Raw genomic sequence first — 14,846 nt, 5'->3', positions numbered from 1 at the left:
CTCACCCGGCGGGCGCCGTCGCCACCGGTGCCGTACGGGGAAACGCCCGGCGGACGGCGACACCCCGACGCGCTTGAGGAAGTGGTGCCGCAGGTTGTTCGCCGTGCCGAGGCCGCTCAGTTCGCCGATCTTCTCGACCGGCAGGTCCGTCGACTCCAGCAGGCTCTGGGCGCACGCCAGCCGCTGGTCGAGGAGCCACTGGAGCGGGGTCGTGCCGGTGGCCGCCTGGAGGCACCGGTAGAAGGGGCGCGGGCTGGGCGCGGCGCGCTCCGCGAGGTCTTCGACCGTCAGCGGCTGGTCGAGGTGGGCGCGCGCCCAGGCCAGGACGGGCGCCAGCCCCTCGTCGTCGGCGGCGGGCACCGACAGGTCGATGAACTGCGCCTGGGCGCCGGACAACGGCCTGTGCGGCGCCGTCCTGTCCCGCCTCTTCCCGGACGCCCCCGCCGCTCCGCCCGGGTACGGGCCGTTCGGCGTCCTGCTCCAGCGCACCGGCCGGGCCGCCCTGACCGGGCTGCCGCGGCGTACGGAGTGGCAGTGGGACGGCTCGGTGCGCTGACCTCCCACCGCCCCCAGGGGGCGCTGTTGAACACGTTCAACCCGTCACGTACTGTTCTGCGTGACGGGTTGAACGCGTTCAAACCGGCTTCGGGCCGGGTCTGGAGGCCTCCTCATGACCACGCTGGTCACTCTCATCGTCATGCTCGGCATGTTCGCCGTGGTGCCGACCGGACTCGCGCTCATCGACGAACCGGGGACACGCTGGATACGGCGCCGCTGGCCCGTGGCGGCCGCGGCGGGCGCGGCCGCCCTGTGGCTGCCGCGCGGAGCCGCCGCCACGGCGCTGGCCGCCGCGTACGCCCTGGCCACCCTCGCCCTCGCGCTCTACGCGCCGCGCCGGCTGGCCCGCACCCGCAGCCTCGTGCCCGGCGAGATCGCGGTGCTGACGGCCCTGGTCACCCCGGCGGTCGCCGGCGTCGCCCTGGTCGCCGAACGCTCGGGCCACCAGCTGTTCGGCTTCGACCTGCAGATCCTGTCGCTGACCGTGCCGCACTTCCACTTCGCCGGGTTCGCCGCCGCCCTGACGGCCGGGCTCGTCTGCCGCGCCGCGCGCCCCGGCCGGGCCGGGCCGCTCGCCGCGCTCAGCGTGCCCGTGGGGACGCTGTTCGTGCTGGCGGGCTACTTCGTCGACGACTGGGCCGAACTGGCCGGCGCGGTGATCCTGACCGGCGGCATGTGGCTGGTCGCCCTGGTCACCTGGCGGGACGTCCGTACCACCACGCCGGACCGGACCACCCGGACGCTGCTCGGCGTCTCGGCCGCCGTCCTCGTCGTGACCATGCTGCTCGCCCTGAGCTGGGCGCTCGGCGAGGCAACCGGCATCCCGCACCCCACACTGGCATGGATGGCGGCCACCCACGGCCTGGGCAACGCACTCGGCTTCGCCCTGTGCGCGCTACTCGCCTGGCGCCGCCTCAGGGGCGTGCCCACCACGCCCCGCCCGGCCGCCCCCGTAACCGCGTGACCGCCCCGAACCCGTACGACCGCCCCGAACCCGCGTGACCGCCCGGCCCCACGCCTCCACCACCGCACCCCACCCGAGGAAGCAGGCACCCCGCATGACAACCGGCAGCACCCCCACCCCCACTCCCACCCCCGTCCCCTCCTCCTTCAACTACCCCGAGAACGGCGCCACCCGCCGCCATCCGCTGCCCGGCGGATACCGTTACCTGCACGAAGCGACCTACCTCGGCCACGGCCGCGCGGTCCTCGAAGCCGCGGGCCACGCGGTCACGTCCTTCCGGATGCACCGCGCGGCAGGCGTACGGGTACGGGCCTCCGCGCCGGAGGCCGCGCCCGGCGTCCGGGTGGAGTGCGCCCTGGGACTCGGCCCCGCACGGCTGTGGGCGCCGTGCCGGGTGGTGTGGAGCGAGTACGAGAGCGAGCGGATCGGCTTCGCGTACGGCACGCTGGCCGGCCACCCGCAGCGCGGCGAGGAGTCGTTCGTGGTCGAGATGCGGGAGGGCGGCGCGGTGTGGTTCACGATGACGGCCTTCAGCGTGCCGGGCCGCTGGTACACCCGGCTGGCGGGACCGGCGGTCCCGGTCTTCCAGCGCCTGTACGCCCGGCACTGCGGCCGGACACTGCGCCGGCTGGCCCGCCAGGGCCGCTGACCGGGACGCCCTCCGGCGGCTCCGCCGGCCCGCCGGATGCCGCGCCACGCCGTACTCCCCATACGTCCACACGGCGTTCATGGCTCCGTCACCAGTTGCCCCGCCGCCCATGAGAGAAACCAGCCATGTGCGACGACGAGCTGATCCCGCCGCGGGCGGACCTGACCGAGGAACAGTGGACGCGAACGGCCGGCCCCGGCCTCGCCGGCACCGCCGTACCGGAAAGCGCACCGAACGGCACACCCGACGCACCGGCCCCGGCGCGCGGTGTGCACCGGCGGACCCTCCTGGGCGGGGCGGTGGCGGGAGCCGCGCTGGCCGCGCTGCCGTTCGGGACGCAGCAGCCCGCGGCCGCCGCGCCGCGCACGGGCGCTCCGGCCCGCTTCCCGCTCCCGTCGGCGCCGAACCCCTCCGGCGAGTACGCCGTCCTGATCACCGGGGACGCCGGTACGGGCAAGGAGGAGCAGTACGCGGTCACGGCGGCGGCCCGGGAGATCTGCCGCGCCGAACACGTCGGGCTGGCGGTCGGCCTCGGCGACAACATCTACGAGAACGGCCCGGAGTCCGACGACGACTCGGAGTTCGCGGAGAAGTTCGAGCGCCCCAACACCGGTATCGACGTGCCGTGGCTGATGGTGCTGGGCAACCACGACTGCTCGGGGCTGATCCCCGGCAGCGGCGGCGACCCGTCGCGCGGTGACCGCGAGGTCGCGTACGCCGCCACGTCCCGCCGCTGGTACATGCCGAGCCGCTACTACAACGTCGCCCTCCCGGCCGGCGGCGCCCAGGGTGAGCCGCTCGTGGAGTTCTTCGCCCTCGACACCAACCCGGTCGCCTCATACGTCGCGCAGACCGACCCGCACTACTACTGGAACGGCCCGTACATGCGCGAGCAGCGCCGCTGGCTGGACGGCGCGCTGTCCGCCTCCCGCGCGCGCTGGAAGGTGGTCCTCGGCCACCACCCGTACCTGAACAACGGCAAGCACGGCAGCGCCGGCGCGTACGACGGCTTCGTGACCGGGAACTACACCAGCGGCATCCACCTCAAGGAACTGTACGAGGAGGTGGTGTGCGGCCGCGCCGACCTGATCATGTCGGGGCACGACCACACCCTCCAGATCCTGGAACCCACCGACCACACACGCGGCACCCGCCAGATCGTCTGCGGCGCCGCCTCCAAGACGGGCGACGGCAAGGCCCACTTCACCCACCCCGCCGCCTGGCAGGACTTCACCCGACACGGGTTCATGCTGCTGAAGGCGTCGGCCGGGACGCTGACGATCGACGCGTACACGGTCGACATCGCGACAAAGAAGGCCCGACTCGCCCACCGGACGCGGAGCACACGTCCGGTGGCGGCGCGGACGGAGGCGGGGGCCGGGGTGCCCGCGGGGGCGAGCTAGGACCACGGCGCGGGGCGGCCGCCCCACCTCACCCCTCCCCACGACATACCCCCCACGCCCCACCCAAAATGCACAATCCCCACCCCCGTCCTAATGTGGGCGCATGGCCGCTTCCCGGTTGCGATGGTCGCCCTTCGGCGGGCCACGCGGGGAAGCGGCGGGCGTGGTGGCCCCGGCGTCGCCGGTCCCGACTGCCTGGCGGGCAGCCGGGGCCGGCGCGCCATCGGCATCCGGCCCCCGCCCCCGGCCGGCCGGCCCGTCCGGCAGCCGTTCGTCCGTCCCGGCCACGGGACTGGAGCGTGGCAGGTCATGACCGGACGGAACACCACTCCGCCCGGCCGCCACGGCCCGCGCCACGGCGTACCGCCCCGAGCCGCCGGCCCTGCCCCCGACGCGGACAGCACACGCCCCGCAGTTCCTCTCGACCCCCTCGACCTGCGCGAACGGCTCGCCCTCAACCGGACGGGCACCTTCGACTGGGATCTGGACCGCGCCGTGCTCGAACTGGACCCGTGTGCGCTGGACGTCTTCGACCTGCGGCCCGACGAGTACGACGGACGGCCCGCGACGCTCGCCGCCCGTGTACCGCCCGAAGAGGGTTACCGGCTGGACGCGGCCGTCTCCCAGGCCGTCCAGGACGGGGCACCCTCGTACGGCGCGTACTTCCGCGTCCACTGCCGCGACGGCACACCCCGATGGACGCACGCCCAGGGCCGCATCCTGCGGGACGCGGACGGCCGCCCGTACCGGATCGCCGGACTCGTCCGGGAAGCCGGTACGGAGATGGCCGACTCCGTGCTGCTGCGGTCCCTCCAGGAGAACCGGCAGCGGCAGACCGCGATGGTGCAGCAGACCACGGCGGCCCTCTCCCGCGCCCTGTCGGTCGCGGACGTCACCCGGGTCCTGACCGGGACCGGCGGCGCCCGGCGCTTCGGCGCCGACGCGCTGATCCTCGGGCTGGTCGACAACGACCGTTTCGAGGTCATCGCCATCACGGGCCTGCCGGGCGCCACACCCGAGGACATGATGGCCTCCCGGCTCGACGACACGCTGCCGCTGTCGGACGCCGCGCTGTCGCGCCGGGCCACGTTCCTGTCCTCACGCGGCGAACTGATGGCCCGCTACCCGCGGCTGCGCCCGTACCTGGACCGGGTGCCCTCGGGCAGCGCCGTCTTCCTGCCGCTGATCGCGCAGGACCGCGTCATCGCGGCGCTGGGCCTGTTCAACGCCGAACCCAAACAGCACTCGGCCGAGGACCGAAACCTCGCCCTGGCGCTGGCCGGCGTCGTGGCCCAGTCCCTCCAGCGGGCCATGCTCTTCGACCAGGAACGCGAGTTCGCGACCGGGTTGCAGGCCACGATGCTGCCGCGCCGGGTCCCCGACATCGTCGGCGGCGAGGTCACCGTCCGCTACCACGCGGCGAGCACCGGGCGGGACATCGGCGGCGACTGGTACGACGTCATCCCGTTGCCCCAGGGGCGGACCGGGCTGGTCGTCGGCGACGTCCAGGGGCACGACACGCACGCCGCGGCGGTCATGGGCCAGCTTCGCATCGCACTGCGCGCCTACGCCGCCGAGGGCCACTCCCCCGAGACGGTGCTCGTACGGGCCTCCCGCTTCCTCGCCGAGCTGGAGACCGAACGGTTCGCGACCTGCACGTACGTCCAGGCAGATCTCGAATCCGGTGCGCTGCACGTGGCACGGGCCGGGCACCTGGGCCCTCTCCTCTGGGACGCGGCCGGACACACGGACTGGCACCCGGTACGCGGCGGACTGCCGCTCGGGCTGGCCACCACGTTCGGCCAGGACCACTTCCCCGAGACCCAGCTCTTCCTGGAGCCCGACTCCACCCTCCTGCTCTGCACCGACGGCCTCGTCGAAAAGCCCGGGCAGGACATCACGTCCGGCATCGACGCACTCGCCGCAGCGGTACGGGACGGCCCCGCCGAACTGGAAGCCCTCGCCGACCAGCTCTCGGACCAGCTGTGGGCCCGGTCCGGATCCGACGACGACATGGCCCTCGTCCTCCTGCACCGCGCCCCGTCCGCCGGAACCACGGCCGTCACCCCGCGCTTCCGCCTCCACGTCCACCAGGCGGACCCGTCCGGCGCCTCGGAGGTGCGGGCGATGCTGCGGCGCACGATGGACCAGTGGCGGGCGGGCTCCATCGCATACGACATCGAAGTGGCCGCAACCGAACTCATCACCAACGCACTCACCCACACGGACAGCGGAGCCCTGGTGACGGTCGAACTCCTGCCGACCGGCCCCCGCATCCGCCGCCGCGTCCGCCTGGAGGTCGAGGACCGCTCCAGCCGCTGGCCCCGCCGCCGCACCCCCGGCGAAACAGCGACCTCCGGCCGCGGCCTCATGCTGGTCGAAGCCCTCTCCGACGCGTGGGGAGCCGAGCCACGAGGCAACGGCAAGGCCCTGTGGTGCGAATTCGCCCTGCCGGGGGAGGAGTGACGACGGGGCTCGGCCCCAAAGCCCCTACCCGTGCCAGACCGTGGTCGCGTTGCAGAATTCGCGGATGCCGTGGCCGGCGAGTTCGCGGCCGTAGCCGGAGCGTTTGGTGCCGCCGAAGGGGAGGGCGGGGTGGGAGGCGGTCATGCCGTTGAAGAAGATGCCGCCGGCTTCGATGTCGCGGACGAGGCGGCGCTGTTCGTCCTCGTCGCGGGTCCAGGCGTTGGAGCTGAGGCCGAACGGGGTGTCGTTGGCGGTGGCGATGGCTTCGTCGAGGTTGTTGACGCGGTAGAGCGTGGCGACCGGGCCGAACGCCTCCTCGTGGTGGATGCGCATCTCGGGGGTGATTCCGGCCAGGACGGTCGGCTCGTAGAACCAGCCGGCCGTGAGCTTTTGCGGGCGCTTGCCGCCGCACAGCGCGGCCGCGCCCCGCCGGACCGCGTCGTCGACGAGTTCTTCCAGGTCGGAGCGGCCCTGTTCGCTGGAGAGCGGGCCGACGTCGGTGGTCTCCTCCATCGGGTCGCCGACGGTCAGGGCGGCCATGCGTTCGGTGAAGCGCACCGCGAACTCGTCGTAGACGTCGGTGTGCACGATGAAGCGCTTGGCGGCGATGCAGGACTGGCCGTTGTTCTGGACGCGGGCGGTGACGGCGGTGCGTACGGCCGCGTCGAGGTCGGCGGACGGCAGCACGATGTAGGGGTCGCTGCCGCCGAGTTCGAGCACCGTCTTCTTGATCTCGTCGGCGGCGATGGAGGCGACCGAGCGTCCGGCCGGTTCGCTGCCGGTGAGGGTGGCGGCCGCGACCCGGCGGTCGCGCAGGATGTTCTCGATCTCGCCGGAGCCGACCAGGAGGGTCTGGAAGCAGCCTTCGGGGAAGCCCGCCCTGCGCAGCAGGTCCTCCACGTACAGCGCGGTCTGCGGCACGTTGGAGGCGTGTTTGAGCAGGCAGGTGTTGCCGGCCATCAGTGCGGGCGCGGCGAAGCGGATCACCTGCCAGAGGGGGAAGTTCCACGGCATGACGGCGAGGACGGTGCCCAGGGGGCGGTAGCGGACGTAGGCGTGGCGCGCGCCCGCGTCCTTGACGTCGCCGGGGTCCGGTTCCTCGTCGGCGAGGAGTTCCTCGGCGTGGTCGGCGTACCAGCGCATCGTCTTCGCGCATTTGGCGGCTTCCGCGCGGGCCGCCGCCAGTGGCTTGCCCATCTCGGTGGTCATGGTGCGGGCGATGCCGTCCTGGCCCGCCTCCAGCAGGCCGGCGGCATTGCGCAGCAGTTCGCCGCGTTCGGCGAAGGTGGTCGTGCGGTGGCTGCGGAACGCCTGCTCGGCCCGGACGAGCCGGTCCTCGATGCCGCTCGCGTCGAGCGCGTCGAAGGTCTTGAGCGTCTCGCCGGTGGCCGGGTTGACCGTGGCGATGGCCATGGGGGCGCACCTCCCGTGGGGTGGGTTGGGTGGGGGCGGGGAGGGCCGTCGGGCCCGTGGCGAATCCTGGTCGTCCGGGGCCCGGCGGTCGCTACCGGACCCGGGCTACGTGAGCGGTCCGGGGGCCGGTGACGGATCCGGTACGGGGTCGGGGCCCGGCGGGCGCGGCACCGGGTCGGGGGACGGGGTCGGGGGCTGCGGTGCGGGCGGCGGCGGTGTGGGGTCGGGCGGTCCGGGCACCGGCGGTCCTGGTGTCGGTCCCGGCGCGGGGCCGGGTCCCGGTTCGGGTCCGCCGGGTCCCGGGGACGGCGTGGGTGTCGGCGGCACGGGCTCGCTCTCCTGCCCGGGCGCGCGCGTACGGTGCGGTATCGGTTGCCGCTCCACAGCAGACCTCCTGGGTCGGACGGCACGTGGTTCTTCGGCCCCGGTACCCGGGTTTCGCCGGTCTATCGCCCCGACGCACGGTGGATTGCGTCCGGGTAGGTGGAGGGGCCGCCCCTGGTCGCCCGAGCCGTACCCGGTGAGGTGGGCGCCCCCGTCCACGTCCGGGCGCCCCTTCGGGTGGCCTGTCCGGTTTGTGGCGCGTCGCACCGCTTCACGCGCCCTACATTGCGGTCATGACCTCCGCGAGGACCCTGACGACCGTGGCCTGTGCGGCCGCGCTCGCTCTGACCGTGCCCGCCTCCGCACCGGCCGTGCCCCGCTCCCCCGCCGCCCCGGCGGCGGGGCGGCCCCTGCCCACCCGTATGGCCGACACCGGCGGCGGCAGTCAGCTCATCACGGCCCGCGCCCCGGACCCGCGTTCCACGACCGGCGCGGTCAGCTGGTGGCAGCGGTACGGCAAGCGCTGGCACCGGGTCGGTACGACGCCCGCGCGGTTCGGGGCGAACGGGCTGGTGGAGGGCGGTTCCCGCGAACAGGGGACGTCGACGACGCCCACGGGGCTGTATGACCTGCCGTTCGCCTTCGGCCTCGACGAAGCACCGGCCGGTACGGAGGTTCCGTACCGGCCGGTGCGGGGCTCCTCCTGGTGGTGCCAGGACAACGCCTCGTCCTCGTACAACCGCTGGGTGGATCCGCGTCCGCGCGACTGCGCGGCGAAGGAGGCCGAGCGGCTGGCGGACCATCCGGTGCAGTACAGCCGGGCTCTGGTCATCGGCTTCAATTACCACCGTCCGGTGCGCGGCCGTGGCGCGGGCATCTTCCTGCACGTCAACGGCCGTGGGGCGACGGCGGGCTGTGTGTCCGTACCGGCCCGTGCGATGGCCCGCATCGTGTCGTGGGTGAAGCCGGCCGCCCGTCCGCACATCGCGATCGGTACGGATTCCGGCCGTACGGCGGTCACCCGCTACTGACCGGGCCCGGGGGCCGCCACGAGGGGGAAGTGGCAGGCCACCCGGTGTCCGGGGCCGGCGGGTTCGGTGGGTTGGGGTTCGCTCTCCGCGCAGCGTGCGCGGGCTGCCGGGCAGCGGGTGCGGAAGCGGCAGCCGGAGGGCGGTGCGGCGGCCGAGGGTGTTTCGCCGGTGAGCGGGGCGCCGGCGGCGGGGGCCGCCGGGTCGGGCGCGTTGACGGTGGCGAGGAGGCCGCGGGTGTACGGGTGCAGGGGCCGGGCGAAGACGTCCCGGGCGGGGCCGGTCTCCACGAGTTTGCCCAGGTACATGACGCCGACGCTGTCCGCGAGGTGCCGTACCACCGCCAGGTCGTGGGAGATGAAGAGGTACGTCAGGCCCTTGTCGCGTTGCAGGTCGCGGAGGAGGTTGAGGATCTGGGCCTGGACGGAGACGTCGAGCGCGGAGACGGGTTCGTCGGCGACGACCAGGGACGGCGAGAGGGCGAGTGCGCGGGCCAGTCCGAGGCGCTGGCGCTGGCCGCCGGAGAACTCGTGCGGGTAGCGGTCCACGGCGCCGCGCGGCAGTCCCACGTCGTCGAGCAGGGCGGCGACCCGCCGCTGCTGCGCGGCACGGTCGCCGATGCCCTGGATGACCAGCGGCTCCCGCAGAATCGTGCCGACGCGCATCCGGGGGTCCATGGAGGCGTAGGAGTCCTGGAACATCAGCTGGACGTCGCGGCGGTGGGCGCGCAGTTCGCGGCGGGTCAGGGCGCCGATGTCGCGGCCCGCGAAGCGGATCGTGCCGCCGGTCGGCGGTTCCAGGCCGACGACCATCCGTCCGAGCGTGGACTTGCCGCAGCCGGACTCGCCGACGATGCCGAAGGTCTCGCCGCGGGCGACGGTGAGGCTGACACCGGCGACGGCGCCGACTTCCCCGGCTCCTCTGCGCCGGGCGAAGGGGCTGGCGTGCAGGGCGTAGCGCTTGGTGACGTCGGTGAGGTGCAGGAGGGGGAGTTGGTTCGGGAGGGTTTTCCGGGGCGCGGGTACGGAGGTGGGGGAGGCGGGCATGGGTGGGCGTGAGGGGGTGGTCGTACCAGGCGCGCTGTCGGTCGTCCGCTCCCCCGCTTCGCTGCCCACCGGGTGGAAGCACGCGTACCCGTGCGCCGCGTCCCCCTCCAGGGCCGGTTCCTCCGTACGGCACCGGGCGGTCGCGAAGGCGCAGCGCGGTGCGAAGCGGCAGCCGGCGGGGCGGGTGACGAGGGCGGGCGGCAGGCCGGGGATGGTGGCGAGGGTGGTCCGTTCGCCTTCGGCGCGTTCGGGGAGGGCGGCCAGGAGGGCCTGGGTGTAGCGGTGCCGCGGGGCGGCGAAGAGGCGGTGTACGCCGGCACGTTCGGCGATCTTGCCGCCGTACATCACCGCGACCCGGTCCACGCGCTTGGCGATGACACCGAGGTCGTGGGTGACCAGGATCATGGCCATGCCGAGGCGGGCGCGCAGGTCGTCGATGAGTTCGAGGATCTGGTGCTGGGTGGTGACGTCGAGGGCGGTGGTCGGTTCGTCGGCGATCAGCAGTCTGGGTTCGCACACCAGGGCCATGGCGATGGCGACGCGCTGCCGCATGCCGCCGCTGAGCTGGTGCGGGTAGTTCTTCATCCGCTCGGCGGGCTGCGGCATGCCGACCAGCCGCAGGGTCTCCTCGGCCTTCTCCCGGGCCTGCCGCCGCGTGATCTCCTGGTGGAGCAGCAGGGGTTCGGCGACCTGGGCGCCGATGGTCATGGTCGGGTTGAGAGAGGTCAGCGGGTCCTGGAAGACGATGCCGATGGTGTTGCCGCGGACGTCCCGCAGGACGGGTTCGGGCGCGGCGGCCAGGTCGGTCGTACCGGTCCCGCTCGTACCGGTCCCGCCCGGCCCGTTTCCGCTCGCACCGCCCCCGCCGGCCCCGCTCCCGTCGCCGCAGGTGCCGCCGTCCCGGAAGAGGATGCGTCCCCCGGTGACGCGGCCGCCCTTCGGCAGCAGCCCGAGGACGGACAGCGCCGTCATGGTCTTGCCACAGCCGGATTCGCCCACGATGCCGAGGGCTTCGCCGGGGGCCAGATCGAGGTGTACGCCGTCCAGGGCGTGTACGGTGCGGCCGCGGCCGGCGATCTCGACGTGCAGGTCCTCGACGCTGAGCAGCGGCGCGGTGGTCCCGGACGGCGGGCGGGCGGTCGCGGACAGGGGGTCGGCGGTCATGGGCCCTTCCTCAGCTCTTTCGGAGACGCACGTCGAAGGCGTCCCGCAGGCCGTCCCCGACGAAGTTGAACGCGGCGACGACGAGGACGATCGCGAGGCCGGGCGGGAAGATCAGCCACCAGTGGCCGACCTGGGTGTAGGTGATGCCGGCGGAGAGCATGGAGCCCCAGTCGGCGGCCGGCGGCGGAATGGACAGTCCCAGGAAGGAGAGGTAGGCGACGTAGAGGATGGCGTCGGCGATCTGGAAGGTGGCGTTGACGATGACGGTGCCGGCGGCGCCGGGCAGGATGTGCCGGAAGACGGCCCGGCCTCCGCCGCCGCCCATCAGCCGCATGGCGTGGACGTAGTCGCGGCTGCGCAGGGCGAGTGCCTCGCCGCGGATGAGGCGGGCCGGGGACAGCCAGGCGACCGAGGCGATGATGAGAATGAGGACGGGTTTGCTGGGGGTGACGATGGCGGCGACCACGACCAGCAGGAACAGTGCGGGGATGGCGAGCGCCGCGTCGGTGACGCGCATCATGGCGGCGTCCGCCCAGCCGCCGAAGTAGCCCGCGACCGCGCCGTACACCGTGCCGAAGAGGGTGGCCAGGAGGCCGGCGGCGAGGCCGACTTCGAGGGAGGTCTGTCCGCCGTACATCAGCCTGCCGAGCATGTCGTAGCCGAGGTCGGTGGTGCCGAGGAGGTGGCCGGGGCTGCCGGGCGGCAGGCTCGCCCGGGACAGGTCGGTGTGGGTCTGGTCGGTGGGGTGCAGCAGCGGGCCGAGGTAGCAGAGCGCCAGCAGGCCGAGGAGGACGGCGGCGCCGGTGAGGGCGAGTTTGCTGCGGGCGAAGACGGCGAGGGCGCGGCGCAGGGGCCCGGGGGCGGCGGGTGCCGTCGCGGCCAGGCCGCCGTCCCCGGCCCGGGCGGTCCCGGCGCTGCCCGGCGCGTCCATGGAGGGTGCGGTCACGGGACGCTCCTGATCCGGGGGTCGAGTACGGCGTAGGCGATGTCGGTGATCAGCGAGCCGAGCACGGTGGCCACGCCGACGATCAGGGTGACGCCGAGCAGTACGGGGAAGTCCGAGCCCTGGGCGGCGTTCCAGAACAGCAGGCCCATGCCGGGGTAGTTGAACATCGACTCGACGACGAGGGTGCCGCTGAAGAGGGTGGGGAGGTAGAGCCCGAGGAGGGTGGCGAGCGGGATCAGCGCGTTGCGCAGCACGTGCCGGGCCAGGATGCGGGTGCCCGGCTGCCCTTTGGCGCGTGCGGTGCGTACGTAGTCCTCTTCGAGGTTGTCCAGTACGGCCGAGCGCATGTAGCGGCTGAACGCGGCGATGATGCCGAGCGCGGTGGTCACCACGGGCAGCACGAGGGCGGGGGCGTCGGCGAGCAGGCCGCCGACCGTGCCGGCCTGCGGCGCCTCGGCGGGGAAGATCTGGAGCTGCTGGCTGAAGACGAGGACGAGGACCAGGCCGAGGAAGAAGACGGGGGTGGCGTAGGCGAGGAAGGCGGCGCCGGTGAGCAGGTGGTCCGCGGCCCTGCCGCGGCGTACGGCCTGGAGGATGCCGAGCGGTACGGCCAGTACGGCGGCGAGCGCGACCGACAGGCCCGCCAGCAGCGCGGTCTTCGGGAGGCGTTCGCCGAGCAGGGAGGCGACGGTCTGGTTGAGCTTGTAGGACTCGCCGAGGTCGCCGGTGAGCAGCCGCCCGAGGTACATCACGTACTGGTGCGGCAGCGAACGGTCGTACCCCTGTCGGTGGTCGAAGTGCGCGATGGCCTCCGGGGTGGCCTTGACGCCGAGGATGGCGCGGGCCGGTCCGCCGGGCAGCAGGTGCAGCAGGACGAAGACGAAGACGATGACGGAGACCAGCAGCAGGACGACGACGGCCTGTGCGACGCGTTTGACCAGGAAGCGGATCACCGGCCGGCCCCGCCGTTCTTGACGAAGTACCAGTCCTGGGGCGCGAGGCTGAGGGTGGGGTTCTGGTCGATGCCGCGCAGGTCGTTGCGGATGACGGAGACCTGGTAGGCCGGGTTGGGCGTCCACAGGACGGGCACCTGGTCCGCCGTGTAGCGGGCGTAGTCGCGCAGGGCGGTCGGGTCGTCGGAGTACTCGGTCTTCTTGATGAGCTGGTCGGCCTTCGGGTCGGACCAGTTGCCCATGTTGGACGGCGCGCCGGTGGCGAAGATCGATTCGCCGCTGGCCACGGTCGGGAAGTACCAGCTGCCCTGGGTCCCGAAGAAGCCCAGCTGCCAGGCGGAGCACACCGGTTCGGTCCGCTTGCAGGGGACGGTGGTGCCGAGGACGGTGTTCAGCGGCTGCTGCCGGATGTCCAGGGTGATGCCGGCTTTGTCCAGGGAGGACTTGATCTCCTGCATGGTGTTGGAGGTCTCGGTGGAGCCGGACTGGGAGAGGAGTTCCAGGCGCAGGGGCTGTCCTGCGGGGATGTCCTTGCCGCACTGTCCCGGGCCGGTGCCGGGGCGTGCGCAGCGCAGCCTGCCGTCGGTGCGCTGCCAGCCGTGCGCGGTGAGCAGGGCTTCGGCCTTCTTCGGGTCGTACGGGAACGGGTCGCGGTCCAGCTGTGCGGCGGGCACCGGGCCGCGGGTGGGCGCCGCGCTGCCGTGCCAGACGACGTCGGAGATCGTCTTCTGGTCGATGAGGTGCTGGAGGGCGCGGCGCAGATAGGTCTGGCGGAGCAGCGGGCCGGCGGTGGGGTGGTTGAGGTTCAGGACGATGTAGGTGATCGCCCAGCCTTCCCACGGGTCAATGCGGTAGCCCAGCTTCTTGAAACGCGCCGACTGTTCCATGACCGACGGCGGGATGTAGCCGTAGTCCACGCCGCCTGCTCGCAGCACGTTGAATTCGGAGTCGGCGGTGGTGAAGGGCTTGAGGACGACGCGGTCGAGGTGGGGCCTGTCGGGGCCGCCGTAGTGCTGGTTGGGGACGAGGGAGACCTGTCCCGAGGTGGTCCACTTCTCGATGTGCCAGGGGCCGCTGACGGTTTTCCAGAGCGGGTCGGTGGCGAACTCCGAGAGTTGCCCGGCGTGCCGGAGCAGCCGTGCGAAGACCTTTTTCGGGTCCTCGTCGTGCGGGTCCCAGGCATGTTTGGGCAGCGGGGTGAAGTCGGCGAGCTGGTTGCCGGTGAACCAGGCGGGGTTGTACGCGCGGTCCAGGCGCAGCCGGAAGGTGCGGTCGTCCAGCGTCTCGAACTTCTCGACGTTGTCCGGCAGCAGACCCGGCGAGTAACCCGCCCACTCCTCCTTGTCGTGCTTGATCAGGTCGTACCAGAACTCCACGTCGCGGCTGGTGACGGGCGTGCCGTCGGACCAGCGGTAGCCCTTCTTGAGCGTGACGGTGACGGTGGTGTTGCCGTCGCTGTAGCGGGGCTGTTCAGCGAGGTTGCGCGGGCTGTCCATGGTCAGGCCCGCGCCCTTCTTCCCGGTCGTGTAGAGCGGCGGGTAGAGCAGGTCCTGTACGGCGTTGTTGTACGTGGCCAGGTAGCCGGCCGTGCCGATCGGGAAGATCCAGTTGGGGGTGGCGGCGGGCGGCAGCGCCATGGTGGCCGTACCGCCTTCGACCCGGGTGCCGCCGGTGGCGCCGACATCGGTGACGGCGCCGTCCGCCGGGCCGCATCCGGTGAGTGCGACCGCGCCGATCAGCAGCGCGGTCACCGCGCGGAGCAGGGCGTGGACGGGCCCGCGTCGGCGGGTACTGCGCGGGCCCATGCTGCCTCCGGGAGTCTGCCGGTCGAAGAGTGCGAGAAAAGTACGGACGGCCGCGAAAAGAAGTCAAGGGTCTGGCGGGACATCGGCAACTGGGGTGTACTGAGGGCCACTTGATTCTTTCTCTTTC

At 73.0% G+C, this 14,846-nt stretch carries 11 protein-coding genes and 1 pseudogene; 6 read left to right on the top strand and 6 right to left on the bottom strand.

Translation table 11 applies throughout. From position 1 onward, the window contains the following. Window positions 1-33: 33 nt before the first annotated feature. Window positions 34-408, bottom strand: a pseudogene (locus ACZ4Z1_RS07155) (helix-turn-helix domain-containing protein); the annotation flags it as partial. Here ACZ4Z1_RS07155 and ACZ4Z1_RS07150 point away from each other — a divergent pair. From ACZ4Z1_RS07150 to ACZ4Z1_RS07130, 5 genes are all read left to right on the top strand, one after another. Beyond that, window positions 371-556 (top strand): hypothetical protein, encoded by a 186-nt coding sequence (locus tag ACZ4Z1_RS07150; RefSeq protein ID WP_468485895.1) that lies wholly within the window; start codon window positions 371-373, stop codon window positions 554-556. The pseudogene ACZ4Z1_RS07155 and the gene ACZ4Z1_RS07150 sit on opposite strands and share 38 nt — an antisense overlap. A gap of 114 nt (window positions 557-670) precedes the next feature. Then, window positions 671-1,522, top strand: a complete 852-nt coding sequence (locus ACZ4Z1_RS07145) for a YndJ family protein (protein WP_468485565.1) — start codon at window positions 671-673, stop codon at window positions 1,520-1,522. A gap of 94 nt (window positions 1,523-1,616) precedes the next feature. Beyond that, window positions 1,617-2,171: a DUF1990 family protein gene (locus ACZ4Z1_RS07140; protein WP_468485564.1), complete on the top strand. Its 555-nt coding sequence runs from the start codon at window positions 1,617-1,619 to the stop codon at window positions 2,169-2,171. A gap of 125 nt (window positions 2,172-2,296) precedes the next feature. After that, entirely contained in the window at window positions 2,297-3,574 is a 1,278-nt protein-coding gene (locus ACZ4Z1_RS07135; protein ID WP_468485563.1) for a metallophosphoesterase, read from the top strand. Window positions 3,575-3,883: 309 nt separating this feature from the next. After that, entirely contained in the window at window positions 3,884-6,040 is a 2,157-nt protein-coding gene (locus ACZ4Z1_RS07130) for a SpoIIE family protein phosphatase (RefSeq protein ID WP_468485562.1), read from the top strand. Between the two features lie 24 nt (window positions 6,041-6,064). Here ACZ4Z1_RS07130 and ACZ4Z1_RS07125 read toward each other — a convergent pair whose 3' ends face one another. Then, window positions 6,065-7,453 carry an NADP-dependent succinic semialdehyde dehydrogenase gene (locus ACZ4Z1_RS07125; protein ID WP_468485561.1) on the bottom strand — a complete coding sequence of 463 codons (1,389 nt, stop codon included), beginning with the start codon at window positions 7,451-7,453 and terminating at the stop codon, window positions 6,065-6,067. Window positions 7,454-8,070: 617 nt separating this feature from the next. Between ACZ4Z1_RS07125 and ACZ4Z1_RS07120 the strand changes: the two genes are divergently transcribed. Further along, window positions 8,071-8,808, top strand: a complete 738-nt coding sequence (locus tag ACZ4Z1_RS07120) for a L,D-transpeptidase family protein (protein ID WP_468485560.1) — start codon at window positions 8,071-8,073, stop codon at window positions 8,806-8,808. Here ACZ4Z1_RS07120 and ACZ4Z1_RS07115 read toward each other — a convergent pair. From ACZ4Z1_RS07115 to ACZ4Z1_RS07100, 4 genes are read right to left on the bottom strand one after another with little or no spacing between them, the layout of a single operon-like run. Continuing rightward, window positions 8,802-11,015, bottom strand: coding sequence for an ABC transporter ATP-binding protein (locus ACZ4Z1_RS07115; protein ID WP_468485559.1), 2,214 nt, complete (start codon window positions 11,013-11,015; stop codon window positions 8,802-8,804). The two genes, ACZ4Z1_RS07120 and ACZ4Z1_RS07115, sit on opposite strands and share 7 nt — an antisense overlap. A 10-nt stretch (window positions 11,016-11,025) precedes the next feature. Further along, window positions 11,026-11,946 carry an ABC transporter permease gene (locus ACZ4Z1_RS07110; RefSeq protein WP_468485873.1) on the bottom strand — a complete coding sequence of 307 codons (921 nt, stop codon included), beginning with the start codon at window positions 11,944-11,946 and terminating at the stop codon, window positions 11,026-11,028. A gap of 11 nt (window positions 11,947-11,957) precedes the next feature. Next, on the bottom strand, window positions 11,958-12,914 hold the full coding sequence (locus ACZ4Z1_RS07105) for an ABC transporter permease (protein ID WP_468485558.1): 957 nt from the start codon (window positions 12,912-12,914) through the stop codon (window positions 11,958-11,960). Then, window positions 12,911-14,719, bottom strand: coding sequence for a peptide ABC transporter substrate-binding protein (locus ACZ4Z1_RS07100; protein WP_468485557.1), 1,809 nt, complete (start codon window positions 14,717-14,719; stop codon window positions 12,911-12,913). Before ACZ4Z1_RS07100 ends, ACZ4Z1_RS07105 begins: the two co-directional genes overlap by 4 nt. Between the last annotated feature and the right edge of the window lie 127 nt (window positions 14,720-14,846).

The organism is Streptomyces sp. NPDC030165 (assembly GCF_055573595.1).
The sequence above is the reverse complement of the archived record's forward strand: the minus strand, read 5'-3'. Positions and strand labels throughout refer to the sequence as shown.

Coding starts and splice junctions, on each gene's coding strand:
- ACZ4Z1_RS07150 (WP_468485895.1), top strand. CDS start 371: ATGAACTGCGCCTGGGCGCCGGACAACGGCCTGTGCGGCGCCGTCCTG.
- ACZ4Z1_RS07145 (WP_468485565.1), top strand. CDS start 671: ATGACCACGCTGGTCACTCTCATCGTCATGCTCGGCATGTTCGCCGTG.
- ACZ4Z1_RS07140 (WP_468485564.1), top strand. CDS start 1,617: ATGACAACCGGCAGCACCCCCACCCCCACTCCCACCCCCGTCCCCTCC.
- ACZ4Z1_RS07135 (WP_468485563.1), top strand. CDS start 2,297: ATGTGCGACGACGAGCTGATCCCGCCGCGGGCGGACCTGACCGAGGAA.
- ACZ4Z1_RS07130 (WP_468485562.1), top strand. CDS start 3,884: ATGACCGGACGGAACACCACTCCGCCCGGCCGCCACGGCCCGCGCCAC.
- ACZ4Z1_RS07125 (WP_468485561.1), bottom strand. CDS start 7,453: ATGGCCATCGCCACGGTCAACCCGGCCACCGGCGAGACGCTCAAGACC.
- ACZ4Z1_RS07120 (WP_468485560.1), top strand. CDS start 8,071: ATGACCTCCGCGAGGACCCTGACGACCGTGGCCTGTGCGGCCGCGCTC.
- ACZ4Z1_RS07115 (WP_468485559.1), bottom strand. CDS start 11,015: ATGACCGCCGACCCCCTGTCCGCGACCGCCCGCCCGCCGTCCGGGACC.
- ACZ4Z1_RS07110 (WP_468485873.1), bottom strand. CDS start 11,946: ATGGACGCGCCGGGCAGCGCCGGGACCGCCCGGGCCGGGGACGGCGGC.
- ACZ4Z1_RS07100 (WP_468485557.1), bottom strand. CDS start 14,719: ATGGGCCCGCGCAGTACCCGCCGACGCGGGCCCGTCCACGCCCTGCTC.